This window comes from Nitrospirota bacterium, assembly GCA_035516965.1.
Classification (GTDB): domain Bacteria; phylum Nitrospirota; class UBA9217; order UBA9217; family UBA9217; genus MHEA01.
On the sequence record DATIZR010000087.1, the window covers coordinates 14,815 to 39,614 of the forward strand.

Consider the following 24,800-nt stretch of genomic DNA (forward strand, 5'->3'; position numbering starts at 1 on the left):
AGGGAAGGGTTCTATGAGACACGGTTGCGCAGGAAGACAGTTTGGGCGGGATACGAGCCACCGGAGGGCACTCCTCAGGATGCTTGTTACCTCGCTTCTGAGAAATGAAAAAATCGAAACGACGGTTGCCAAAGCAAAGGAAATACGCCCGCTGGCCGAAAAAATGATCACCCTTGCGAAGCGGGGCGATCTTCATGCGCGGCGTCAAGCCCTGAGCTTCATCAATGATGAAGCCGTCGTCGGCAGCCTGTTCACGCAGATAGGACCCCGGTTCGCCTCGCGGAACGGCGGGTATACCAGGATCGTGCCAACCCGGACGCGACCCGGAGATGCCGCCCCGATGGCTGTCATCGAACTGGTGGAGCGCGGCCAGAATGCGGCTCCTCAGGCAAAGGCGGGCGAGAAGGCGAAATCGGCGTAAGGCACGTCCGGCGTCACAGGATCGTGCGGCATACTATAGTATAATGGTTCGGGAGGCCGCGTTCCCGAAGATGAGTGAAGCGGCATAAGGCAAGGGAGATCCCTTGCCTTTTTTATTGCATTTACAAGAAGTTGCTTTTGTGTTACTATGTTTTCCTCCACGCGCTATGGTTCAAATAAAAAAAATATTTGCCGCACGGTCGGAACCTGCCAGGCAGGCTCTGGCTCGCTGGTGGGGAGGAATCGGCTGCAGAATTTCCTTTTTTTTGTCTGCAGCGGTGATCCTGGTCGCCGTCCTGGCGGGAGCCTTCTTTCACTGGCAGGGACGGAAGGCACTTGACGCAGAAATACGGGGCAGGGCTCTTTTCGTGGCAAAGGGTCTGGCTGCCCTGACCGTAGACGATATCCTTACGGGAAACCGTTTCGAGCTTTATAAGAAAATCACCTCTCCTTTCGCGGCGAACGAAGACCTCCCCTCCGGAAGCGACCTGCTTTACATCATCATGTACAATCACGACTGCGAGCTTCTGATCGGACGCAGTTCGACCGAGGTCTTCTTCGACAGCGATTCTTATTTTTATACCATTCCCTCCGGCCGGAATGCCGTGAAAGAAGACGTGCCGCTGAGCTGCAGCAACAGCAGCGTGACCGAGCCGGTTTTCAACACGAAGGACACCGGTGTGTATGACCTCATTCTCGCGGTGATGTCCGGCAGCCAGAAGGTCGGATACGTGCGGGTCGGCCTGTCGGGACAGCGCTACGCGGAGCGGTTTGCCCTCATCATGAAAAAGGCCTTGGGGGCGCTCCTGCTGATTCTTCTGGTGGGTCTCGCTTTCGGCCAGGTCATCGCCATGGGGATCACCCGGCCGATCCAAAAACTGAGCGATGCCGCTGAAAAGCTGAGCAGGCAGAACTGGGACGTTCCCCTGCCGGTAACGGGGAGAGATGAAATCAGCAAGCTCAGCCATTCTTTCAACCAGATGGCGCTGACCCTGAAACAGCGGGAATTGAGCCTGTCGCGCGGGAACAAGGACCTGTTCCTCCTTCATACGGCGGGACTCGACCTCATGGAGAGCCTCGATCTGGATGCGCTGCTCGTCAAGATCGCGGCACGGGCCGAGGACCTGGTGCGGGCCGACACGATCTCGGTTGCTGTCGTTCACAGCAGCGACCTCGTCCTCACGTACTTGGGCGTGTTCGGGAACAAGGCCCAGGCACTGAGAGATAGAGTTTTGCCGATCGAGGCGGGGGGCATCTATAATTGGCTGGCCTGCTACGGAACCCCTTTGCTGATAACGGATGCGCAGACGGACTTCAGGCTCAAGGCCGGCGAGATGAAGGAACTCGGGATCAAATGCATCATGGCCGTTCCTCTGTGGTCATCGAACACGATGACGGGCCTCCTGACAGCCGTGAACAAGAAAGGCGGCGCTTGTTTTGACCGGCAGGACCTCAGGCTCTTCACGGTTTTTTCGAACCTGGCCGGCGCCGCCCTGCAGAATGCCTCGCTCTACACCGACCTCATCGGAAAGATGAACGAGCTTCGGAACGCGCAGGAGCAGCTTGTCCATTCGACCAAGATGGCCGCCATCGGCGAACTTGCAGCCAATGTGGCCCACGAGGTAAACAACCCGCTGACCAGCGTTCTCGGGTATACGACCCACCTGCTGAAGATGTCCGATCTGCCTGATCCCGCCGGCCGGATCCTGGGGATGATGGAACAGGAGACCCTGAGGGTAAGAAAGATCATCCGCAATCTTCTCGATTTTTCCCGGCAGAAGACGTCCTGGATGCATCCCGGTGATATCCTGGTTCCGCTTCGGGAGACCGTGGCCTTCGTCAGAGGCGCAGCCGAATCTGCATCAATCGCCCTCCGCGAGGAGTACAACGGATCTCCGGTCATCGTCAACATGGACGCCAACGAAATGAAACAGGTCTTCATCAACATCATGAATAATGCGATCCAGGCTATGCCGGGAGGAGGCGGGCTCCTGGTCCGCCTCGGCATGGCCAATGGGTATGAGGCCGTCGTCGAATTCGCCGATACCGGTGTCGGAATCGCCCAGGAGCATATCAAGAAGATCTTTGAGCCTTTTTTCTCAACAAAGGAAAGCGGGACCGGCACCGGCCTCGGGCTGTCCATCAGCTACCGCATTGTGCAGAACCACGGCGGCCGCATCGAGGTCGAGAGCCAGGAGGGGCGCGGAACTTCATTCAAAGTGTTCCTGCCCCTGGTCAGGGAGCAGTTCCTGATGCAGAATAAATGAAACGGGCGATTGAATGCATGGCATCGTGGGCACCAACATTTCTGATTGTCCTGCTGGCCGTTTCGGTCTTCCCCTCCGTCGGCTGCGACCGGTGGAAGCCGGAGCGGCGCCCCGGGGAGAGCTTTGCCCAGCAGCAACTTCTGATAGGCCTCATTCCGGAGCAGAATATCTTCCGCCAGCGGGAGCGATACCAGTTTCTGGGGGATTACCTCTCCCGGCGACTGGGGGTCAAGGTGATCTTTACGAGCCTCTCCAGTTATGGAAATGTCATTGAACACTTTACCACTGAAAAAATGGACGGTGCTTTTTTCGGCAGCTTTACCTATGCCCTGGCCCGCCGGCAACTCGGCGTCGAGCCGGTGGCGAGGCCGGTCAACCCGGACGGGACTACGACCTATCACGGATATCTGTTTGCCAGAAGGGACAGTGGCATCCGGAATGTGGCCGGCCTGCGGGGGAAACGCTTCGCCTTCGTGGACCGCGCCACCACGGCGGGATACCTGTTTCCCCTGGCCTATTTCAGGGGGCAAGGTGTCCGTGTCCACCCCGAGGCGTTCGTGAAGGAGGCCCTTTTTTACGGGAGTCACGACGCTGCGATACTGGCCGTGTTGAACCGTGAGGCGGACGCCGGCGCGGCGAAGAATACGATCTACGACCAGATGGCGCGTGAGAACTCCCGGATAGGAAAAGAACTCGTCATTCTTGCGACTTCCGGGGTGGTGCCCGAGAATTGTCTCGCCGTCCGCAAGGACCTGGATCCGAAGCTCAGGAGCGCGCTCAGGCAGGCCTTGGTCGCCATGGACAGGGATGCCGAAGGGGAAGAGGCGTTGAAGCGATTCGGCGCGCGGGGCTTCATTGAAACGAATGACCGCGATTACGCTTATCTGTATTCACTGGCGGCCGAGGCGGGTCTCGACTTCAAGACGTACCGCTACCAGAGCCGGTGAGGTGATCAGACAAAACGGATGAAAAAGCGAATTCTCATTGGCCTCGGATCGCTGCTCGTCATTTTCCTGATGGGCAGCTTGATCGCCGTCTTCTATATTACGAGGACGACCGAGCGCATGGACCGCCTGATCCTGCTGCACCAGGTCGAGATCCTGCGCGAGGACCTCATTATCCATGTCCAGCAGGTCCAGTCCCATATCCTCCGCGACCGGGTCCGGAGCTCGGGCGACGTTGACCTCCTCGTGGCCCAGGTGCAGGAGATGGACAGGGTAATGGACTCGTGCATGGGCTGTCATCATACCCCGGAGCTCGCCCAGGGGTTGAGCAGCATGCGGGACATGGCAAATGACTACAAAAGCGCGATCAGCGGTCTCGTCACCGTGTCCGCCAACCCGGCGAGGGTCGCCGCGCTTGAGCGCCGTGTCCAGGATATCGGCCAGGAGCTCATCGCCATGACGCAGGGGATGGCCTTTACCGCCAATGTCCGGCTTCAGCAGAAGACGGAAGAGACAATGGCCACGATCCGGGAAGTCCGCCTGGTCCTCTCGGCGACCCTTCTGATCGGGTTCCTGCTTGCGGTCGTGACGGCGTGGGTCCTGGCAAGGAGCCTTGACCGCGTACTCCGGGCCCTGCTTGACGCCACGAGACGCATCGCGCGGGGGGATTTGCAGCACCGCGTAGACATCACCGACAGCAAGGGAAGCGAGTTCCGGGAGCTGGGAGAGGCTTTCAACACGATGACCCACAACCTGCAGCAGTCGCGGCGTCAGCTGGTACAGAGCGCCAAACTGGCCGCGATCGGAGAGCTTGCGGCCAACATCGCGTACGAAGTGAACAATCCCCTGACCGGCGTCCTGGGATACGCCGGCTTGCTGCTGAAATCCGACGACATCCCCGCCGAGAAGAAAGAGCAGCTCAAGACCATCGAACGGGAGACGCTGCGCGCGCGGGAGATCCTGAAGAACCTTCTTGATTTCGCCCGGAGGAAGCCCCCGCACCTGGAACGGACGACGGTCACCGGCCTGATCGAGAGCACGCTGGAACTCGTGAGAGGACAGGCGCGGCTGTCGAATGTTACCCTGCGCATCGAGTGCCCGCAAGGACTGCCCGATGTGGCCGTCGACAGGGATGAAATTAAGCAGGTTTTTTTGAACCTGATCAACAATGCCCTGTTCGCAATGCCCTCCGGCGGGGACCTGACCATCAGGGCCAGTTGCAGGCGGGAATCCATCGGGCAGGATACCGTAGCGGTCGAATTCCGGGATTCCGGCATCGGCATTCCCGAGGACCAGCTTGACAAGATCTTCGACCCCTTTTTCACGACGCGGATCGAGGGGGAGGGGACGGGCCTGGGCCTTTCAATCAGCTATATGATCGTGCAGAATCACGGCGGGATCATCGAAGTAGAAAGCACTGTTGGAGAGGGGTCCACCTTTCGGGTCCTGCTGCCGGCGGGGCGGACATAGGGAACGGGCGGGCCGCTGACGGTCTGCCGCGGGATGCGTTGGCCGCGATAAGGAGAGTGATCATGGCGGGTGAGAAGATACTGATCGTTGATGATGAAGAGATGATCCGGGATCTGTGCTATCACATCCTCACCGCGGAAGGGTACCAGGTGACGGTGGCCCCGAACGGCACCGCCGCGCTCGAGGAACTTGCCCGGAACGATATGGACCTGCTCATAACGGACATCAAGATGCCGGAGATCGACGGCCTGGAGCTCTTCGAGCGCGTCAAGCAGCTGGACCAGGACATCGTAACGATCTTCATCACCGGCCACGGCACGCTGGACACGGCCATCGAGTCTCTCATGCGGGGTGTCGACGGTTTTGTGCTCAAACCCTTCACCCAGGAGGAGCTCCTGGGCGCCGTGGAACGGGCAGTGACCCGCAGCAGGCTGCAGAAGGAGAACATCAGGCTCAAGGCGCTCATTCCCCTCTTCGAGATCAGCAAGCTTCTGGTCACGGAGATCGACCTGGCCCATCTGTTCAAGATCATCACCGAGGTCCTCGTGCAGGAATTCTCGGTCGACCGCGTATCGCTCATGCTGGTCGACGAGGCCAGCGGCGATCTTCTCATCCGTGCCTCCCACGGGCTCAGAACGGACACGGCGGCGAAAGCGAGACGGAAGATCGGCGAGGGAGTCTCGGGGCTGGTGCTGAAGCACAAGAAGCCACTGATCATCTCCTCCGGGAGACATCCCGATCCGGAAGTGATGGCGGCGATCAACTCCGAGGACATGCCCGCTTCGTCCATGTCGGTGCCCCTGATCGGCAGGAACAAGATGTTCGGCGTGCTCAACGTGAGCAAGCTGTCGGGCGTCCCGTTCAGCACCAGCGACCTGCAGATCGTCCTCATCCTGTCGAGCCAGGTTGTGACCGCGATGGAGAATGCGGGGCTCTTCGAGGACGTGCGGGAGAACTATTTCCGGACGGTGCAGGCGCTGGTCGCCGCGGTCGAGGCGAAGGACCCCTATACGCGTTGGCACTCGACGAACGTGGCCAAATACGCCGTGGCCATCGCGCGTGACCTCGGGCTGAGCCCTACACAGCTCGAGGAGATGCATATCGCCGCCATCCTGCACGACGTGGGAAAGATCGCGATCAGCGAGCTGATCATCAGCAAGCCGGAACGTCTGAGCCGCGAGGAGTTCGACATCATGAAGGACCATCCGGCCCACGGCATCAGGATCCTCGAACCGATCGGTTTTTCGCCCGCCATCATCAGCGCCATCTACCAGCATCACGAACGCTACGACGGCAAGGGCTATCCCCAGGGGCTTTCCGGGGAGGCGATAGCATTCGCGGCACGGATCCTCAACGTTGCCGACACCATAGACGCCATGGTCTCGGAAAGGCCCTACCGCGGCACGATCTCGAGCGACGAGGTGCTTCTCGAACTGGAGCGCGAATCGGGGCAGCAGTTCGACCCCAAGGTCACCGAGTCCGCGCGGAGGCTGATCGAAAAGGGGCTCCTGAAGCTCGGGATGCACACCTATTATCAGTATGCTTCGGGGATGGAGAGGGACGGAAAACAGATTCAGCAGTGATCATTTGCTGATAGCTCAACTGAAGCTCCGCCGGAGCTCAAACCGGAGGCTTTAAAACCTGTCAGTTGCCCCGATTCTTCCGTTCTTGTTGGATTCGTCTTCGACAATGAAACAGTTCCTCCAATACCAGTGAACGAGGATTTCTTGTGCTTCATTTCCCTCTTTAAAGCGAATAATCAGATTTCGCGAAGATAACTGCAATCTACGAAAAGAAGACTATCGCATTGAGAAAGCCGAGCGCTACGAATTAATGCCGGGCTGTCCGGCTGAGCGGGTTTCCTTGTTATCGTTCTCCTGTCCGCCCGCTTTTCCCTTGCATAAAGAGGGACCCCGTGTTATAAAGCGGCCATGTCAAATACACCCACCCTCGAACAACAGATCGCCACGTCCGGCCTGACCTACGGCCGGCGGCATGATATCTCCTACCGCGCGGGGCTTCTCATACAGGTCTTCGGCCTCGCGCTGCTCGCCGTTCTCTACCCGCTGGAAAGCCCGTTCTATACCACGGGCATCATGCTGTTTGAGACCGGGGTCCTGCTCTCGGCTGTTTACCTGCTCGTCTGGATGCGTCCGGTCAAGAAATTCATTGTGAGTTCGGTGACCATCGGATTAGTGCTGCAGGTGGCTGGGTACTTCGCAGCGCCCGAGCAGTATGCCGGCGCGGTCATGATCGCGGGGATAGGGCTGGTCTGCGTCGGCGCTGCTGGGATGGTGGGCAAGGAAGCGTACTGCTTCGGCTACCGGGAAGGATGGCTCCTGGCGATGTTCGGTTTTCCCATCATGGTCCTGGCAAACCTCGTCGGCAGGGAAAACCACATCTTTAATTCCCTCGGCTTCTCGATACTGTTTATACTGCTTCTCTCGCTGACGGGTAAGAAGCTGAAGCAGCCGTTGTTATCAAAATGTTCGACCGATGTATGTGGATCGCCGCATCAGAAAGTGTATTAGGCAGCTCTGTATAAGTATTCAAAACAATAAAAAACTCCCGCCCATTCCTTGGACGGGAGTTTTTCTTTTCTGAGTCACTCTTGCGAATGTCTGACCGTGTTACTTCTCCACCGGTTTGTGCCATACGAGGAAAGGGCAGAGCTTGCACATGTTGAACCCCGGATAGGTCTCGCCCGTGCGCGGGAAGGAGGGGCCGCTGTCGCGCACGGTGCGCTCGAGCATCCACCGTACCGTGGGCTCGAGCTGGTCGCCGGGCCAGATCCAGTTGATCTCTCCCTGCTCGGTCTTGCCCGCGGTGTAGCTGCCGCTGCACATGGGCGCGATGTTCGGCTTCTTGTCGAGATAGACCGCGGTAACGCCGTGGCAGGCCGAGCTGTTCATGGTCATGGTCATCTCGAAGGGCATGATGTCCATGGCGGCGGACCAGTCGTTCCCGAGATGATAGGCCTGGAGCACGTCGCTCATCCCGTGGATCACATCAGGCTTGTAGGGCGCCATGTGGAGCGGCGCCGTGGCAAAGGCGAGCAGGTTCCCGGGCAGCCGTTTTTTGATCTTCACGATCTTTTCGGCCTGTTTCATGTCCTTCGCGTACTTCAAATGGCTCTTGATCTCACCCTCGTCCATTCCCTTCCATCCGAAGATATATTTCGCATTCGTGCATCCCAGTCCCTTCTCGGGGCTCAGGAGGATGTCGCCCCGCTGGCGTGATGCGGCCAGGTAATGGCAGAAGGTGAAGGCGTGCGCAGAGACCTTGTAATCAACGCTCTTTTTGAAGGCATCCAACTCGTCCTGGGAAAAGAAAAACTTGACGGCGACAGGATAGTACTTCATCCGGAGCAGGTTCCGGAGTGCGAACACGAGGTCCGCGTTGCTGAGCGACTTCTTCGCAAGCAAGGCCTTCGCAAAGGCCACGTCATCGAGCAATTGCATGGTATCGATCATAAAAACTTCTCCTTACTGATATTTTGCTGAAAGCTTTCTGACATCAAGATGATCACGAGGAGTGCTTCCCGCCGTCATTCCGTGCTTGACCCGGAATCCAGCCTGCACCCAGCATTTATGAGTGCGGCAGCGCGAGTGCAGGGTGTGATTTTCAATACGGCTCTGGATTCCTGCTTTTGCAGGAATGACGAACGAGGTTGCTTTCTCCTGTATTCCTGAATATCCCAACGCCCGCATTCCCCATGGTTCCGCGGTCACTACCCCCACCAGCCGAGGAGCTGGGTGGCGAGGGCCAGCAGCAGCACAACCGCAACGCGCTTCACCCAGAGGGGACTGATCCGCTTCGCGATCTGCGGTCCGAGGTACCCGCCGATGACCGCGGCCACGGCCATGATGGCGAAGAGCTTGTAATCGATGGTGTCGAAGAAGGCGTTCTTCGATGAGGCCATCAGGGTGTTGAAGAAGATGGCGAGAAGCGAGCTCCCGACCACCACGTACATCGGCAGGCCCATGATGACCGTCATGAGCGGCACCATGAAGGGCCCGCCGCCGAACCCGAACATCGAGGAAACCACGGCGATCAGGAACGCGCCGATGACACCGATCACGGGATTGGCCTTGACATCCTGTCCGCAAAAATGAATATTCATGTTGTTCCTCCTTTATGCTTTCCCGGGTTCGCACTGCTTCTGTTCGGCGAGTTTCTTCAAGTGCTTCAGTATCTCCTGTTCCTGCTTGTTCTTCGCCACCTGCGCGGGCAGCGTCTGCCAGAGCATGAGGCCCGCGAGGATGATCAGCACGATCCCGAACCAGCTCTTGTACTGGGACAGCGAGATGAGCTGGGTCAGTACCGGCCCGATGAATCCGCCGGCCAGCATGGCCGTTCCCATGAGCAGGCCCAGCTTCCAGCTGATGAAGTCGATCTTGTTGTAGTTATAGATGCCCGAACCCTGCGAGAAAAGGACGGTCGGGAGGACCGTGCCGGCCACGATTGTGTGCGGCAGCCCGTAGATGCTGATCAGGAGCGGGTTCAGGATAAAGCCGCCGCCGGCGCCCATCAAAACGCCGAGCATCGTGATCACGAGGGCGAGGAAGAAGGGGCCGAAGATGTTCGCGGCCATTCCCGCCCGTTCGAAGTACCACGTGCCCGGGGGCAGGGTGGTCAAGAACGAGGCGAATGCCTTCGTATCTTTGTCAATGAAGGCCGTTACCGTGTACTTCCCGTCAGCCACACCCTTCGGCAGTTTCAGGGCGGCTTCGAACGTTCCATCCGGTCTGATATCGATCGCCGGCTTCAAGAGTGCGCCCGGTGACTTGAATCGCGTTTTGTACAGCGGCAGCACAGCCTTCAGGTTGCCCTTGGCGTCCAGGGGGTCCATGAGGGCGCCGCGCGATCCGGTGATCACCGCGATGATGGAGGTCTTGCGCCGTTCTACCGTTGCCGTCGAAGGCCGAAGCCCCTCGGCATCTATCCCCAGGTCCTTCAGAGCACCGGAATAGCTCCAGTCGTCCTTCTGGGCCTTGAGCGCTTCGATCTTCTCCCTGGCGTCCTTCGGAATGAGCATTGCGTAATAGGCGGGGACGTTATCGCTGGTATAGAATATCCACGGGATCCTGTTGGTCTCCTTGTCCTTTTTGCTGTCGAGCCTCCGGACCTCGACGCTCTTTTCCGAGGCCACCTCGATGAAGAGGGGTTTCCCCACGGGCGCCGTGCCCCGCAGCAGGACGGTGTCTCCCTGGCCGTATTCCGGCTTGTCGATCTGGACGGCGAGTGCGGGTTGCGCTGTCTTTGCAGCGGGTCTAGGCCCTGGAGAAGGCTGTTTGGCAAGGACGGGGCCCGATGCTGCGATAAAAGCAGCGACAAGGAACATCAGCAGATACGGACGGCTCTTCTGGACATGCATGGGTCGCGGTCTCCTTTTCAGCGTGTCAGCGCGCGTAATGTGCTATCATTGCATGCAAGGCATGGCAGTTTCATGATCATCAGGCTGCTGCAAAGTGTCTGGCTTGTAAAATAATACTTTTGGTCCCCTGTGTAAACACACATTTCTAGAAGCGCACAACTGGTGAAATGCGACCAGGCAGGGTGTCTATATGAAGAGTTTCGATGATTCTAAACAGTGTCTATAAAATTGCAATTTGTAATACAAATGTAATGTGAATTTCATGCAGCGCGTAACCGCAAAGGAAGAAAAAATCTTGACTTGACTAGTGTTCTTTGATATAGTCCAGCCAGTCTTTTCACGCTTTTTCTCCATTTCTGTTTTTCCCGCAACGCGTCAATTCAGGCAGCAGGCATCGGCAGTGGCAGTGGCTGTTATAGTGGTAGACTTGCAGAGATTGTTTAAGCGTATGTCCACTATCAACTCTCCATATCGCGATCATGCTGTCCGGTGCGCTCATATCGGCAGCGCTTATCGCTGTTCGCTCCATCGACATTCACTCGCTCTTAGTATCAGGCCTCTCCGGAATGGGATTCAATCGCGGCTTCGCAGCGTGAGACAGGTTTCGTTTATGGTGCCTTGTGATCATGAAGGGGGGGATGTGTTCGGACTTTAGACAAGCAGAGTGCAGCACAAGCAGCATCAGGCGGTATCATAGCAGGCATCTTACAGAAAAGTGAACATGTCCCGGGCGGACCCGGGGCCAAACTACATAAGGGAGGATAAACGATGAAGAAGTTTGTTGTGTTATTCGTAGTCGTGGCATTGACGTGCTTCAGCGCCGTGGCATTCGCCGCGGACGTGACCGTGGGAGGCAGCCTTGAGATCCGGAGCAGGGACTTCACCAATTTGAACGTCGTTCCAGATTCGTTCGGGAACAGCACCTCTGCTGACAGCACCTACAGGGACACACAGTCGAGGATCAGGATCGATGTGAACGCCAAGGCCGGCGATGTGAAGGGTAAAATCGAGTTAGAGCAGGATTTCAACACCGGCGGCAATGACTGGGGTACCGGCAACGATGTACTCTCTAACAAGGTGCCGGGGGGGGTAGGATACTCAAACAGCACTGCCAACGGAAATCTCGGCTTCCGCGAGGCATGGATCAGCTTCAACCTTCCGGGCATCCCGGTCAACGTGACCGGCGGTCATCAGCTGCTGGCCCTGGGCAACGCCTGGTTCTTCAAGTCAATGCATTACGGTTCTGAAGCCTGGGTCGTGGCAAACCAGACCGGCCCCAACACGTTTGCGTTCGTCAACGTAAAAGTTCTTGAAGGCAGCATAAATGCGGCTGACGATATCGATGCCTATGCACTGCTCGACGTGTTCAAGATCAGCGACGCCGCCACGGTCGGCATTGACCTGACCAATATCCTCGACCGCAAGAGCCTCTCTCCCCTGCCGCCTAACCCTGTGCCCAACGGCACTGTCGGAAGGGACAGCCTGTATAACCTGGGTCTGAACATGAACGGCAAGTTCGGCCCGGTGGCTTTGAAGGCCGAGATCGATCAGCAGTTCGGCAAGGCAAAAGCAGCCAACCTGGTAACGGTCGGCGGTATCCCGAGCGGCGACGCCAAGTTCAAGGGCAACGAGATCGTGGTCCAGGGCAACGTGGGTCTTGATCCCGTGACCATCAATTTCACGGCAGCCCGCGGCACCGGTGCCAAGGACCAGCAGACGGACATAAACCAGTTCGTCAACTTCCTGGACATCGACCCGCACTACACGTTCCTGTACGAGTATAAGGTCGTGACTGCTGCCGGTGCAAAGAACACCGGCTTCAGCAATACCGAAGCCCTCAGTGCCGGAGTATCCGCGGCTGTTACAAAGAGCCTTGTCCTCGGCGTGGACCTCTGGTACCTGCTTGCAACCCAGGCTGTGGCAATCAACGGCGCTACGGTTTTTGGCTCGACCCTGCCGGCAACCTCCCACAAGGTCGGGACCGAAGTTGATGTGAAGGCCAACTGGCAGATTGCCGAGAACCTGTCCTGGAACTGGCTCCTTGGTTACTTCGCGCCCGGCGACGCCTATGACAAAAATGTGAACGGCGTTGCAACGAAGGGCGACAAGGTCACCGGCATCCAGGGCGTTCTGGCATTCAAGTTCTAAATCTGTAAAAGCTTTGCCTGTATCTTAGGCGGCATCACAGAGCTCAGTGAAATCCCCCGGGAGAAAAATTTCCCGGGGGATTTTTTTATGCACTAATGGCAGGAGAACAGCAGATGCTCAGCCGTTCCAGCGAAGAAGGAACGCTTCGAGAAGTGCGGCCAGCGGCAAGGTTGGCCGCGCAGCCAAAATAGCTCTGGTTTTTTTCGGCTTAATATTGTATAAACCTAAAGGGCAGTTGGGGAATGCGGCTAAACAAACCTGCCACGGTTTGTCCTGGCCTTTCATTGTGCTCTCTCTCCCTGATCTCTGTGGTAAAAAGATGTTAACAATAATGTTCACGCATTGATACATTCGAGACGATTCGCAGTTATCTGTGTTCATCTGTGGTTAACGGCTTCTTCCAGGTTAAAGGTTGTCTATGGCGAAAAAACAGCTCCCGGCAAAAGGAAGGTCCTCGGGCAAGGGCGGCAGGTATGAGCGGATCGTGATGATCGGCATCATCGTCGCCCTCGTCGCGATCGTGCTTACGCTGTGGGGCCCGCTCCGCACGTTCCGTACAAAGGAAGGGACGCGGAGCGGTCAGGAAGCAAAAAAAGCAGAGCTTGCCCCGAAAAAACAGGCGCGTCCCGAAGCCGCAGAGAAGAAGGCCGAGAAAAAGGAAAAGCAGTCACGCCCAGGCAGACAGGACGTGAAAGAGGCCGGCAAACGGACTGAACCGACAACCACCAGGGCATCTGAAAAAAGAGCACTCGTAGCCATCGTGATCGATGACCTGGGCCAGGACCTGAAGCCTGCCCGCGAACTGGCCTCTCTCCCGTACAAGATCACCTTCGCAGTGATGCCCGGCCTGCCCCAGTCGCGCACGGTCGCGGAGCTGGCGCGCCAGAACAGCCGCGAAGTCCTGCTCCATCTGCCGATGGAGTACCGCGGCAGGAACGGGAAGACGTCTCCCGGCATGCTGCGGTCCAACATGACGCCCATGGATTTCCTGAACACCCTGACCGACGATCTCGGGACCGTCCCGGGCGCCGTGGGCGTGAACAACCATGAGGGCTCGGTGCTGACGGAGAACAAAGAGGCGATGAAGTTCCTGATGGCGGAGCTCAAGGCCCGCGAGCTCCTGTTCCTCGACAGCTTCACGACCCCCAAAAGCGTGGCCTTTGACACGGCCAGGGAGTTCGGCCTGAAGACGGCGAAGCGCGACGTGTTCCTGGACAACGAGAGCGACAACCAGGAGTCGATCCGGAAGCAGCTCGACGAGCTGGCAAAGGTCGCACGGGAGCACGGACATGCCATCGGCATCGGCCATCCCCACCCGGCGACGATCAGCGAGCTGCGCGCGTGGCTCGACACCGCGACCCGCGAAGGCATCGAGATCGTGCCGGTGTCGAAGCTGATGAATTAAACGGATATCACCGTGGAGAACGCGGAAAAGGCCGGATAGATCAACCACTGTTGATGCATTTGTTGATGCATTCATAAAAGGTCATGAAAGCCGTCTTTGCGAGCGGGCCGAAGCAATCTCGCAGCGCATATCAGCCTTGGCTATCGAGATTGCCGCGTCGCTCCGCTCCTCGCAATGACGGCAAGGGGCTTTTTTCGAGATTATCACCATTTGTCGCAGCTGAACCGCCGCCCGTTTCAAGGCCTTCTCGGTATTCATCTGAGATGATCCTCGGCCGATGATTTTCTCATCCTCTCAACCCGCTGCGGTATAAGGGATTCCTATGCTCACCCTTGGAATAGAAACCTCCTGCGACGAGACCGCGGCGGCAGTGCTGCGGGACCGGACGGTCCTGTCCAACATCGTCTTTTCCCAGACAGACATTCACAAGAAGTACGGGGGCGTCGTACCCGAGCTTGCCTCGCGCGAGCATCTCAGGAACATCATACCAATCATCAGCCAGGCGCTGGACGCCGCTTCGGTATCCCTGGACGATATCGACCTGGTGGCGGTGACCCATGCACCCGGGCTGGTCGGCGCCCTGCTCGTCGGCGTCTCCGCGGCGAAGGCGATCTCCTATGCCCGGGATATTCCGTTCATCGGGGTCCATCACGGAGAGGCGCACATCCTTGCCGCCCACATCGATTATCCGGATATCGGCTATCCCTACCTTGCCCTGCTCGTATCAGGCGGACACACGGCGTTGTACCACGTGAAGGGGCTGGCCGATTACCGCCTCCTCGGTCACACGCGCGACGACGCTGCGGGCGAAGCCTATGACAAGGTCGCCAAGCTGCTCGACCTTGACTACCCGGGGGGGCCCGTGATCGACCGTCTCGCCCAGGAGGGAAACCCCGATGCGATAAGGTTCCCGCGGGGCCATCGCGAGGGCTTCGATTTCAGCTTCAGCGGCCTGAAGACAGCGGTCAGAAATCATATCGCTCTCTTCCGAAGCAGGGACCGCGGCATCGATCCGGCCTTGAACGTGAAGGACGTGTCGGCGAGTTTCCAGGCAGCGGTCGTGGACATGCTCGTGGAGAGAACGATGAAGGGAATTGCAGAGACCAGCGCGGAAAAAATCGTGATCGCCGGCGGCGTCGCGGCCAACAGCTCCCTGCGGAAGCGCATGCAGGAAGAGGCCGGCAAGCGCTCCCTCTCCCTGTACCTCCCCCGTCCCGGCCTCTGCATCGACAACGCCGCCATGGTCGCCCTTGCCGGGTATCTGCATTTTCAGCGGGGCGAACGGTCCGCCCTGGACCTGAATCCGCGCGCTTCAATGCCGCTGGCATGAAAGACGGATAGGACCGCACCCTCCCGCCTCTGTGTTCCTTCCTGGCACCCCAAAATTTCGTAATGGCCGCTTCGGGGACATGCGGGTTTTGGGTAAAGCTTTTAGCCTTCCCATGCGAACATTCCCGTCATGCGACCGAGTCCGAGGGAAGAGCATTTCGGACTGTCTAAGCCCGAAGGGCGAGTTTCCGAAATGCCCTGAGGACGACCGAGCATTACGGATCAGAATGGTCGCCGGGGGCCCTTCTTTAGCGCCCCCTTTCTTCGGGCAAGCAAGAAAGGGGGCAGTCAGGGGGCCTGAGGGATGTTTAATCCTGCATAACAAATTTTCAAAACGCTGATTCTACCTACGTGAAGGCTAGAAGAACCTCTCTTTCTTAGTCAAGCTCTGGTCCCTTTTGCATTCCCATCAAAATGCCCTGCCCATTCTCATTCCTGCAAACATTTAACCGGGGAGAACTGCGCATATTCAGCGGGTTATGATTTGGCACGGTCGATGCAATATATCGTGCAAGAACGCACGAAAAGGAGGATACACCATGAATACGACCCTTGCAAAAAAAGCAGCTTACCTCGGCGCAGGAGCGGGACTGATGCTCTTCGGGATGTTCGGACTTCTGCCCGGCAGCCTTCTGGGCGGCGCGGCCGGTATCAAAATCGCAGGATTGCTCTTCGGACTTCCGCTCGATCCTGGCGTCTTTTCGAGGGCGATCGTACTGCTGTCCATGCTGGTCGGCGTCATGGTCTCCGGCATCGCCATAGTTACGGCGACATCGACGGCCTGCTGGCTCGCGGGCAATGTACTGCAGTCCACCGTGCGCGGGCACCTGGAAGCGACTGACGTAAAAGCAGGCATCGGGCGCGGGTAAGGGCGAACCGGAAAAAAATCAAAGCTGCGGCGGAGAGGAGACGGTCATGAAGAACGTCACGATAAACACAGGGATGAAGATGGGCGCAACAATCGGCGGGCTGCTCTTTCTGGCGATGGGGATCGTCCCCGGTTTCTACTTCGGGAGCTTCGGCACGCTCATGCTACTCCAGAAGCTGTCGAACGGACCGCTCGAGCCGACGCTCTTCGTCCGGGCGGCGATCGTGACGGGTATCGCGGTCGGGATCGCCTGTGCCGCGGCGATCAGCGTTGTCATGGGCAGCCTCGCGGGCGCGGTCATCGGCTCCGCGGTCTCGGCGCCGGCATCATCAGTGAACAAGGCGGCCGGCGCGGCGTAGACCTTGGCGCGGGACGGGAACTATGGAAAAACGGGCGGGCGCTTCTGCGGCCGCCCTTGCTGTTTACTGCGGTCTCCGGTACGCGGGACGGGAAATAAAAAAAGCCCCGATTCTCATCGGGGCCCTTGATTGGTTTTGTGAATGCGTGTCGTGGATTTAAGCGGTCTTGGATACGTTTGCCGCCTGAAGGCCCTTGGGGCCCTTTACCACCTCGAAGGTAACCTTGTCGCCCTCGTTCAGGGACTTGAAACCATCGCCGGCAATGGCCGAAAAGTGAACGAATACGTCCTCCCCGTTATCCTGCGTGATGAAACCGAACCCCTTGCTGTTGTTGAACCACTTCACTACACCGTTTGCCATTCTTGTTTCTCCTCTTGTTTCTCTTGAAATTGCCCCGGATATCCGGGTTTGTGGATAAAGCATACCGTTTTCTCCATACCTTGTCAAGCCGATAGTACAAAAAATCCTCCGCAGGTCTTCATTGCTTTTGGGTGCGGGTGCGCGTGCGAGTACGCTCGTCCCTCCCCTGTTGGAAGGAACGGGCCTGGTGCATGAAGGCCTCCAGCCGCGTGAGGGACTGGGAGTCGCCCTGGCCTTCATAGGCGAGGTTCAGGAGCGGGATGTTATCATGGTCCTCGCGGACGCGTTTCAGCACCGCCGTGGCGATCGTTCCCGGCATGCACGTGAAGGGCATGACGTTCACGATCCCCGAAACCCCCCGGGATATGTAGTCGATGGCCTTCCCCACGGAGAGCACGGCTTCACCCTCGAAGGAATGGTGGATGTAGGGCCTGGCGCGGTCCAGCGTCTTTTCGATGCTCGGCTCATGCAGGCTCCGGAAGCTGCCGTTGAAGCCACGGAGCAGACGCCGCTCCTCGCGGTGCTGGACGTGGCCCGTGAGATAGGCCCGGAACAGGCTTTTCCAGGACCGGCTCATCGCGGCCGAGACCTTGGCGGTCGCCGTGATGTACAGGAGCCATTCGGACACCGGGGCCACCCAGGCCTCGCCGCCCAGCCGCTCGATTTGGCGCACCACCTCTTCGTTGCTGAAGCGGTTGGACCGGACGTAGATCTCGCCGACGACTCCGATCACGGGCTTTGCCGGGCCGTGCGCATCGATCGCGCTGAACTCCGCGCAGGCCTCGCGCAGCACGGGCAGAAGGTCGTCGCGGCCTTCGATCGCCTTGACCACCCGGGCAAGCGCCGTCCGGTACACGCGGTCTGCGGCGCCCGCCTCCTTCTCGTAGGGCCGACGCTCCCAGAGCGCCTTCTGGAGCATGTCCACGGCCAGGGCGCCCCGCCAGCTCATGATGACGAAATTCCGGTCCAGCGCGCGCACGTCGTCATGGAGCGACTCGTCCTGCATCGGCGAGAGGATCTCCACCTGCTCCAGGCCGAGGCCGTCGAGCACCTGCCGGTGGTAGCGGTGGTACTGGCCGAAGCGGCAGGGTCCCTTGCCGGTCGGCATGAAGAAGGCGCTCCGGTCCGGATCGAACCCGGGCCGGCGAGTTGCCTTGATCATGTCTCCCGTCGTAAGGGCCAGGGGATAGCACTCCCTGCCCGAGCTGTGCTGCCTGCCGATGCGCACCGTTTCCTCGTCGGATTCGGGCAGCACCTCGGCGTCGACGCCGCAGGACCGGAATGCCGCGGCGAGGGCGTGGGCGTGGTCGGCCATGGGCGGAAGATAGACCTTCTTCCTGCTGAGCTCGCCCTTTCCGCCGGGGGCCGCGCGCGGGGCGCGGGGCGGCGGGGTTGCCCCTGCCCGGGAAAGGCTGTCCAGGAAGGCCTCAATCCGGGTGATCGCCCCCGCGTCGGCGCTGTGCTCGTCGATCTCGAGCTGCAGGAAGGGCTTGCCCGCCATCTCCTGCCTGAAGAAGTGCGTGATGAACGAGTCCGGGCCGCAGCCGAAGTTCGTTATATAGACGGGAAAGAGCTGCGGATGCTCCCGGATGATCCGCGCCGCTGCCAGGATCTTCTGGCCCGACCGCCAGTACATGTTGCCATGGCCGGACAGGTCGACGCCGGCGAGCGGCAGATAGTCCATGGGGATCGCCTGGACCCCGAGGTCCCGGATCTTTCCGGCCAGATTCATGTTCATGCCGGGATCGCAGGTGTTATAGCTCCTGCCGACGAGCACGAGCGCGCGTTCGCCCGGCTTCAGGCCTGCAAGGACCGCGCGGCCACGCTCAGCCGCTGACCTCAGAAATTCCTCTTGCGCTTCCTGCGCCCGTCGCTGCGCGCGCCGCGCCGCGTCGCCGCTCCTGCCGAGCATCGACGCCAGCTCCCGCATGCTCCTGCCGAAGTTCCGTTCATCCTGCAGGTGGAGGACGGGTTCGATCACCTGCATGCGGCCGTACCGGACCGATGCGCGCGCAACGTAGGGAAGCGCCTGGGCATAGGGGCATGCCTGCGCGTTCTGCGCGTGGCCGTGCGTTTCGGGGAAACGGACGAAGCTCGGCAGGAACAGGACGTCCACGCCCCGGTCGACCAGGTGCTGGACGTGGCCGAGGGCGACCTTGGCGGGAAAGCAGGTCTCCGCGACGGTCAGCTCGAGCGCCCCGTTGATCAGTGAGCGGTTCGTCGGGTCCGAGAGGACGACCCGGTAGCCGAGCTCGGCAAAGAACGTCCGCCAGAAGGGAAGAAAGTCGTTCACATAGAGCGCACGGGGTACGCCGATGACGGGTGCGTCCGGCCGGAGCGGCCCCGAGGCAGGCTCCTTCAGGAGCAAACGCTCGCGCTCCGCGAACAGGTCCGGTACGCCCGCCGCGCCGGAGGACTTCCTCTTGACATCGTATTTTTCGCAGCGGCTTCCGTAGAAGAGCGGTTTTTCTCCCGTAAAGCTCACGCGCCGGATGTCGCAGCGGTTCGCGCACTCCGCGCACGCGAAGGTCGTGACCGTGTAGGCGCGGCTGCTCAGGTCGAAGCCCTTGAACGTGCTCCTTCCTGTGCCTTCACGCATGGCGATGATGGCCGCGCCGATCGCGCCCGTGACCTCGTGGTGCGGCGGCACCGTGACCGGCCTGCCCGTGATGATCTCGAAGGCCGAGACGACGGCCCGGTTCGCCGCGACGCCGCCCTGAAAGAAAATGCGGTCCCCGATGCGCTTGCCGGCGACCACCTTGTTCAGGTAGTTCTGGACAATGGAGTAGGCGAGCCCCGCGGTCAGTTCCTCCACGCCCGAGCCCGTGTTCATGGCATGGACCAGGTCCGACTCGATGAAGACGGTGCAGCGCTCGCCGAAGCGGCAGGGCGACGCCGCACGGAACGCCCGGTCCTCGAACTCACCCCTGATCCGGATGCCCAGACGCTCTGCCTGCTCCTCCAGGAACGAGCCGGTGCCCGCGGCGCAGGCCTTGTTCATCTCGAAATCCACGACAGCCCCGTCGCGGAGGCTGATGAACTTCGAGTCCTGGCCGCCGATCTCGAAAATAGTGTCGACCAGAGGATCGATGGCGGCCGCGGCCGTTGCCTGGGCCGTGATCTCGTTGCGGACCACGTCGGCGCCTATCATATCGCCCGTGAGATAGCGGCCCGAGCCCGTGGTCCCCGCGCCCAGGATCCTCACCCGCGATCCGATCTCGGCGCCGACCTCGGCGAGCCCCTGCTTGACGGCTTCGATGGGCCTGCCCGCAGTTGGCAGATAGCGCTTGGAAAGCACCTGCATCTTCGCATTGATGACGACCACGTTCGTCGAGACCGAGCCGACATCAACGCCGAGATAGGCATCGATCAGGCCGTCCTTCCCGGGCACCGCGTCATGGTCCGGGTTCGGCAGGATGCCGCGGGGGCGGGCAAGCTGTGTTGCGCTGGTCCGGGCCGGGCTGCCCAGACCGTCCAGGAAGGCGGCAAAGGCGGCAAAACCGCGATAGGGAACCCTCTGGTCAGGCTGCTGCATGACCGTGAGGGCCGCGCCGATTGCCCCGGAGGTGCTGAAATGGGGGGGGACGAGGAGATCGGCCCCGGAGAGGCCGAGCACTTCGCGGAAAGCGCGGCCCATGCCGGGATTGGCCGCCACTCCGCCCAGGAACAGGAGCGGAGCCGGGAACTTCTTCCCCTTGCCGACGGTCGCCTTGAAGTTCCTCGCCATGGCAAAGCAGAGCCCGGCGACGATATCGAAATCCGGAGTGGCGATCTGCTGGAGATGGATCATGTCGCTCTTGGCGAACACGCTGCATCTGCCGGCGAGGCGGGGGGGCGTTCCGGATTTAAGGGCGAGTGCGCCGAACTCTTCGATGGTGAGATGGAGGCGCGAGGCCTGCTGGTCGAGGAACGAGCCGGTGCCCGCGGCGCAGGCGCTGTTCATGGAGAAGTCCTCGATCCTGGCACCGCCGGACCGGGCGTCCCGCGCGAGGTTGATGAGCTTGGCGTCCTCTCCGCCCATCTCGATGATTGTTCTGGCTGCCGGATGGAATTGTCCCGCGAAGCAGGACTGGGCAAGGACCTCGTTGATGAACCGCGCCCCCAGGGCGCCGGCCGCCTGCTTGCCGCCGCTGCCCGTGATGCCGGCCGCGGCGACGCGGTCTTCGGGAATGACGGAGAAAAGGCCTTCGAGCTCCCGCGCCAGCGCCGCCGGTGCATCGCCCTTGATCCTCGTGTAAGTTTCGGACAGCACGGCCCGGGAGCCGTCGATGAGGGCGGTCTTGATGCTCACGGAGCCGATGTCGATCCCGAGAAAAACCTTGTTCTTCATGAACAATCCTTGAGTGAGGAAGACGTGAAAGCCCTGGGTGCCGCGAGGATGTTTGTCATTATAGTAAGAATAACAGGCGGAGTCAATCACTGACCCCGGGAAAAACAGGGAGGACGCCGGTCGGCGTGCGGCGAGAACGGGTCAAAACAACTCTGGTAAAAGCCTAAAACAATGTTATAATGAAAAATCTTTACTGACTCCATCTTCCCGCCCAAGGGGGGATCGTGCCGACGCCGACGGGTGAAATCAGGGACCTTACCATTCCCTGGCTGTTTCAGGGCCTCCGCGCTTCAAATAAAACCGGGACTGCTGTTTTCGAGCAGGATATCCTGGCCAAGAAGGTCTATTTCGGCAACGGCGACATCCTCTTCGCCTCCTCGAACCGGGATGACGAACGCCTCGGCGAATTTCTGCTCAAACAGGGCAGGATCACGCAGGCCCAATTCGACACCGCATCGGCCACGGTCATACGGACCAAGAAGAAGCTGGGGGCGGTGCTCTTCGAGGCCGGCATCCTTTCTCCCAAGGACCTCGTCACCCAGGTCAAGCTCCAGGTAAAGCACATCATCCTGGACCTGTTCAGCTGGCGCGACGGCCGCTACCGATTCGAGGAAGGCAAGCCCGCGGGCGATGAGGTGATCCCGCTCCAGATGAGCACCGGCAGCCTGATCCTGGAAGGCATCCAGGGGCTGGACTGGCAGATCATCCGGAAGGGTATCCCTCCCCTGAAGACCTTTCTCCGGCCTGTCTTGGACCCTTCGCTGATCTTCCAGGACGCCCAGCTGAGCGCGGACCAGAGGTCGATCCTGGCGCTCGTGAACGGGGCCAGGACGATCGAGCAGCTCTGCTCCCTGAGCGGCATTGGCGACTTCAACGCGCTGAAGGCCGTGTACCTGCTGCTGGCGCTCAAGATGGCCGAGGTCGGCGAGCTCAAATCAGCGGCGGAGCAGAGATTCGTCCACGACGCCGTAGCCGAAGCGGCCAGGGGAGCGGGGAGCGCTGCCGCCTCTCCCCAGCCCCCTGTCACGAAGACGATGATCCTGGAGGCCTTTAGCGCCCTGAAACGGCAGGACCACTTCGAGGTCCTCGGCGTGGTCCGTACGGCATCCCCGCAGGAACTGAAGAAGGCGTACTTCAGGCTCGCCAAGATGTATCACCCGGACCGTCATTTCGAGCCGGAAATGGCGGACATGAAGGAGACGCTGGAGGCGATCTTTTACCGTATCCATGAGGCCTACGAGACGCTCACGAGCGACGAACGCCGAAAGGAGTACGAGCAGAAAAAGGAGACCGAGCAGACCCGTGCCGCTTACGAGGAAAAGCGCGCCGACGAATATGTGGAGAACTACGCGGAAAAGATGGGCAGGGCAGCCACCTATTTCAATGCGGGCATGAAAGAGTTCAAAGCCGGGAACTTCTGGGGCGCGGCCGACTCCTTCGCCTGGGCCACCCGCCTCGACCCGGTCAAGGCCCCGTACTTCTATTATTACGCGCTTTCGCTCATGCGGATCCCGAGGCGGCGCCACGAGGCGGAGGAGAACCTGAGGAAGGCCATCGAGATCGATCCCCTGAAGACGGAATATCACCTCGACCTCGGCAACCTCTACCTGAAGGGCGGGCTCAAGGCAAAGGCCATGGAAGCGTTCGAAGGGGGGCTGCGGGCGAACCCGTACGCGGAGAACATCATCGCCGCGATCAAGGCCGCCGGCGGTGATGTCCCGAAACAGGGCGGGCCGGAGGGGGGCAAGCTCTTCGACAAGATCTTCAAGGACAAGAAGTAGGACGCGATTCGCGCCTACAGCTCTTTCAACCCCGTTATCTCGGCGATCCGGCTGTCCGCTTCGTGCTCCCTGCCGGCCTTCAACAGGCCGAGGACGTCGGATTCGACGAGGGTCTGGAAGATCGCCCGCCGTGCCTGCTCATCGGTCACCTCTTCCCTCAAACGGTCCCTCACCAGCGACATCTTCCGCAGAAAAATATCATACTCGCTTCCGAAGCGCTCCCCGAGCTCCTGCCGGATCGCTTTCGACAATGCGGGACTTCTGCCTCCCGTCGAGACCGCGATCAGCAGCTCGCCCCGGTCCACCACAGAGGGGACGATAAAGCTGCTCTCCTCCGGCGGCGACGCAACATTGACCAGCACCTGCCCGTTCCTGCACAGTTGCCCGATATGGCTGTTGATCTGTTCGGAATCCGTTGCCGCGATCACGAGGTACGCGCCTGCGATATCCGCGTCCTCGAACGGTCTGGCCTTGTGGGAGATCTTGCCCGACTGCATCAGGGTGCGCAGCCTCGGGGTAAGGGTGGGGCTTATGATAACGATGTCCGCGCCGGCCTCGAAGAGGGAGAGGGCCTTGCGCTCTGCTACCTTGCCTCCACCGGCGATCAGGCACCTGCGGTCGCGAAGATCGAGGAAGACGGGATAGTATCTCATGGCGTCCCGATCTTGTGCATCAGCCGCCTGACCTCTCCCGTCATCGAGGGGTATTTTGCGACGAGCGTCTCCAGCGCACTGCGCGCCTCGGTCTTTTCCCCGAGCGCCAGATGGGCGAGCGCATCGTAGTAGAGGGCGTCCTTTTCCGCGGACGATCCGGGGTAATCCTTGATCAGCCCGTCGAACCTGCCCGTAGCCGCCCGGTAGGCCATTGTCCGCTGGTAGAACCGCCCGACATACAGCTCATATTCGGACAGCCGGTCGCGGCAGATCGAGATGTTCTTCGACGCCTCCTCTGCGTAGGCGTTTTTCGGGTACTTCTGCAGGAGCTTCTGGAACTCCCGGAGGGCCGTCTTCGTCGGCTCCGGGTCGCGGTCGATGGTGGTAAACTGCATGAAGCTGCACATGGCGATCTGGAACTGTGCATAGCCCGCATCCTTGTTCACCGGGTGGTAGTTCAGGAAATTCTGATATTCCACCAGCGCTTCTTCGTACTTCTCTTCCCCGTAATAGGTGTCGGCGATCCTGAGCATCAGGGCCGCGTCGTAGCTCTTGTCCGGGTTCTTTTCCTGGATCTGCTGGTATTCCTTGCGGGCCTTCTCGAAGTTCTCCTTGCGCATGTCGGTTTCGGCGGACTGGAAGGTGCTGACGGGATCGAAGGGCGGCTCCGTCGTCGCGCATCCGGCGAGCATCACGAGGATCAGTATGGACAGGGTCTGTTTCATGGGGGGAGAATGATATTTGATGAGCGCCGGGGGAGCGCATTCCTCTTGAGATACGCAGCTTCACTGCGCCACAGCAGACGCGGCACTATAGCATACCGGACTTTTCATTGTCAATGCTTGAGTGGCGGCGCAGGCGCGCAGGCGATTTAAAAAATGCTTTTCTCCGCCGCCATCGGAGCCGGAGGAAGACCGCTCATGACCGCTTTCTGCTGTATCTCAAAAATAGCCGCCCCGGATTGACAAGATTATGTTCGATACGATAGAGTAGTAATAATGTTATTTTCTTTGGAAATATATGCTACTTTTGGTCGGTCAGAGGACTCGTTTGGCGTAGCGGGGGACGTGCTGTCCCGAGCTATAGGGG

General features: G+C 59.7%; 17 protein-coding genes and 2 pseudogenes. 12 read left to right on the forward strand and 7 right to left on the reverse strand.

The window, feature by feature from the left end:
• Positions 1-13: 13 nt before the first annotated feature.
• The 6 genes and pseudogenes from rplQ (at position 14) to VL197_13045 (ending at position 7,632) form a co-directional block, all read left to right on the forward strand.
• Positions 14-364: pseudogene (rplQ, locus tag VL197_13020) on the forward strand (50S ribosomal protein L17).
• 322 nt (positions 365-686) lie between these two features.
• Complete coding sequence (locus VL197_13025) at positions 687-2,687, forward strand: ATP-binding protein (protein ID HUJ18901.1); 2,001 nt, start codon at positions 687-689, stop codon at positions 2,685-2,687.
• A complete protein-coding gene (locus VL197_13030) occupies positions 2,684-3,634 on the forward strand; it encodes a phosphate/phosphite/phosphonate ABC transporter substrate-binding protein (GenBank protein ID HUJ18902.1) in 951 nt (316 codons plus the stop codon). Before VL197_13025 ends, VL197_13030 begins: the two co-directional genes overlap by 4 nt.
• A gap of 18 nt (positions 3,635-3,652) precedes the next feature.
• Positions 3,653-5,101 (forward strand): ATP-binding protein, encoded by a 1,449-nt coding sequence (locus VL197_13035; protein ID HUJ18903.1) that lies wholly within the window; start codon positions 3,653-3,655, stop codon positions 5,099-5,101.
• 62 nt (positions 5,102-5,163) lie between these two features.
• Complete coding sequence (locus VL197_13040; GenBank protein HUJ18904.1) at positions 5,164-6,684, forward strand: HD domain-containing phosphohydrolase; 1,521 nt, start codon at positions 5,164-5,166, stop codon at positions 6,682-6,684.
• Positions 6,685-7,032: 348 nt separating this feature from the next.
• A complete protein-coding gene (locus tag VL197_13045) occupies positions 7,033-7,632 on the forward strand; it encodes a DUF2301 domain-containing membrane protein (GenBank protein ID HUJ18905.1) in 600 nt (199 codons plus the stop codon).
• 99 nt (positions 7,633-7,731) lie between these two features.
• On the opposite strand, the gene VL197_13050 is transcribed toward VL197_13045, so the two are convergent.
• Together VL197_13050 and VL197_13055 are read right to left on the reverse strand one after the other, a co-directional pair.
• Positions 7,732-8,574, reverse strand: a complete 843-nt coding sequence (locus VL197_13050) for a DUF169 domain-containing protein (GenBank protein ID HUJ18906.1) — start codon at positions 8,572-8,574, stop codon at positions 7,732-7,734.
• A 257-nt stretch (positions 8,575-8,831) separates the two neighbouring features.
• A pseudogene (locus tag VL197_13055) lies at positions 8,832-10,478 on the reverse strand (TSUP family transporter).
• Between the two features lie 768 nt (positions 10,479-11,246).
• Here VL197_13055 and VL197_13060 point away from each other — a divergent pair.
• Positions 11,247-12,626 carry a hypothetical protein gene (locus VL197_13060; GenBank protein ID HUJ18907.1) on the forward strand — a complete coding sequence of 460 codons (1,380 nt, stop codon included), beginning with the start codon at positions 11,247-11,249 and terminating at the stop codon, positions 12,624-12,626.
• Positions 12,627-12,743: 117 nt separating this feature from the next.
• Here the strand turns inward: VL197_13060 and VL197_13065 are convergent, their stop codons facing one another.
• The gene (locus VL197_13065) at positions 12,744-12,911 is read right to left on the reverse strand and encodes a hypothetical protein (protein ID HUJ18908.1); all 168 of its coding nucleotides are present in this window, start codon (positions 12,909-12,911) and stop codon (positions 12,744-12,746) included.
• Positions 12,912-13,044: 133 nt separating this feature from the next.
• Here VL197_13065 and VL197_13070 point away from each other — a divergent pair, with 133 nt between their 5' ends.
• From VL197_13070 to VL197_13085, 4 genes are all read left to right on the forward strand, one after another.
• Complete coding sequence (locus VL197_13070) at positions 13,045-14,031, forward strand: divergent polysaccharide deacetylase family protein (protein HUJ18909.1); 987 nt, start codon at positions 13,045-13,047, stop codon at positions 14,029-14,031.
• Positions 14,032-14,353: 322 nt separating this feature from the next.
• Positions 14,354-15,361 (forward strand): tRNA (adenosine(37)-N6)-threonylcarbamoyltransferase complex transferase subunit TsaD, encoded by a 1,008-nt coding sequence (gene tsaD, locus VL197_13075; protein ID HUJ18910.1) that lies wholly within the window; start codon positions 14,354-14,356, stop codon positions 15,359-15,361.
• Positions 15,362-15,899: 538 nt separating this feature from the next.
• Positions 15,900-16,229, forward strand: a complete 330-nt coding sequence (locus tag VL197_13080) for a hypothetical protein (GenBank protein HUJ18911.1) — start codon at positions 15,900-15,902, stop codon at positions 16,227-16,229.
• A gap of 46 nt (positions 16,230-16,275) precedes the next feature.
• Entirely contained in the window at positions 16,276-16,587 is a 312-nt protein-coding gene (locus tag VL197_13085) for a hypothetical protein (GenBank protein ID HUJ18912.1), read from the forward strand.
• 156 nt (positions 16,588-16,743) lie between these two features.
• Here the strand turns inward: VL197_13085 and VL197_13090 are convergent, their stop codons facing one another.
• Positions 16,744-16,947 carry a cold-shock protein gene (locus VL197_13090; protein HUJ18913.1) on the reverse strand — a complete coding sequence of 68 codons (204 nt, stop codon included), beginning with the start codon at positions 16,945-16,947 and terminating at the stop codon, positions 16,744-16,746.
• Positions 16,948-17,065: 118 nt separating this feature from the next.
• The gene (locus VL197_13095; GenBank protein ID HUJ18914.1) at positions 17,066-21,277 is read right to left on the reverse strand and encodes an acyl-CoA dehydratase activase; all 4,212 of its coding nucleotides are present in this window, start codon (positions 21,275-21,277) and stop codon (positions 17,066-17,068) included.
• A gap of 224 nt (positions 21,278-21,501) precedes the next feature.
• On the opposite strand from VL197_13095, the gene VL197_13100 reads away from it, so the two are divergent.
• Positions 21,502-23,058 carry a DUF4388 domain-containing protein gene (locus VL197_13100; protein ID HUJ18915.1) on the forward strand — a complete coding sequence of 519 codons (1,557 nt, stop codon included), beginning with the start codon at positions 21,502-21,504 and terminating at the stop codon, positions 23,056-23,058.
• Positions 23,059-23,072: 14 nt separating this feature from the next.
• On the opposite strand, the gene VL197_13105 is transcribed toward VL197_13100, so the two are convergent.
• A complete protein-coding gene (locus VL197_13105) occupies positions 23,073-23,711 on the reverse strand; it encodes a bifunctional precorrin-2 dehydrogenase/sirohydrochlorin ferrochelatase (GenBank protein HUJ18916.1) in 639 nt (212 codons plus the stop codon).
• A complete protein-coding gene (locus VL197_13110; GenBank protein ID HUJ18917.1) occupies positions 23,708-24,436 on the reverse strand; it encodes an outer membrane protein assembly factor BamD in 729 nt (242 codons plus the stop codon). Before VL197_13110 ends, VL197_13105 begins: the two co-directional genes overlap by 4 nt.
• Between the last annotated feature and the right edge of the window lie 364 nt (positions 24,437-24,800).

What these genes read in the sequence shown, in the direction of transcription:
- VL197_13030 (HUJ18902.1), top strand. Translation starts at nt 2,684, where the DNA reads ATGAAACGGGCGATTGAATGCATGGCATCGTGGGCACCAACATTTCTG.
- VL197_13035 (HUJ18903.1), top strand. Translation starts at nt 3,653, where the DNA reads ATGAAAAAGCGAATTCTCATTGGCCTCGGATCGCTGCTCGTCATTTTC.
- VL197_13040 (HUJ18904.1), top strand. Translation starts at nt 5,164, where the DNA reads ATGGCGGGTGAGAAGATACTGATCGTTGATGATGAAGAGATGATCCGG.
- VL197_13045 (HUJ18905.1), top strand. Translation starts at nt 7,033, where the DNA reads ATGTCAAATACACCCACCCTCGAACAACAGATCGCCACGTCCGGCCTG.
- VL197_13050 (HUJ18906.1), bottom strand. Translation starts at nt 8,574, where the DNA reads ATGATCGATACCATGCAATTGCTCGATGACGTGGCCTTTGCGAAGGCC.
- VL197_13060 (HUJ18907.1), top strand. Translation starts at nt 11,247, where the DNA reads ATGAAGAAGTTTGTTGTGTTATTCGTAGTCGTGGCATTGACGTGCTTC.
- VL197_13065 (HUJ18908.1), bottom strand. Translation starts at nt 12,911, where the DNA reads ATGAAAGGCCAGGACAAACCGTGGCAGGTTTGTTTAGCCGCATTCCCC.
- VL197_13070 (HUJ18909.1), top strand. Translation starts at nt 13,045, where the DNA reads ATGGCGAAAAAACAGCTCCCGGCAAAAGGAAGGTCCTCGGGCAAGGGC.
- tsaD (HUJ18910.1), top strand. Translation starts at nt 14,354, where the DNA reads ATGCTCACCCTTGGAATAGAAACCTCCTGCGACGAGACCGCGGCGGCA.
- VL197_13080 (HUJ18911.1), top strand. Translation starts at nt 15,900, where the DNA reads ATGAATACGACCCTTGCAAAAAAAGCAGCTTACCTCGGCGCAGGAGCG.
- VL197_13085 (HUJ18912.1), top strand. Translation starts at nt 16,276, where the DNA reads ATGAAGAACGTCACGATAAACACAGGGATGAAGATGGGCGCAACAATC.
- VL197_13090 (HUJ18913.1), bottom strand. Translation starts at nt 16,947, where the DNA reads ATGGCAAACGGTGTAGTGAAGTGGTTCAACAACAGCAAGGGGTTCGGT.
- VL197_13095 (HUJ18914.1), bottom strand. Translation starts at nt 21,277, where the DNA reads ATGAAGAACAAGGTTTTTCTCGGGATCGACATCGGCTCCGTGAGCATC.
- VL197_13105 (HUJ18916.1), bottom strand. Translation starts at nt 23,711, where the DNA reads ATGAGATACTATCCCGTCTTCCTCGATCTTCGCGACCGCAGGTGCCTG.
- VL197_13110 (HUJ18917.1), bottom strand. Translation starts at nt 24,436, where the DNA reads ATGAAACAGACCCTGTCCATACTGATCCTCGTGATGCTCGCCGGATGC.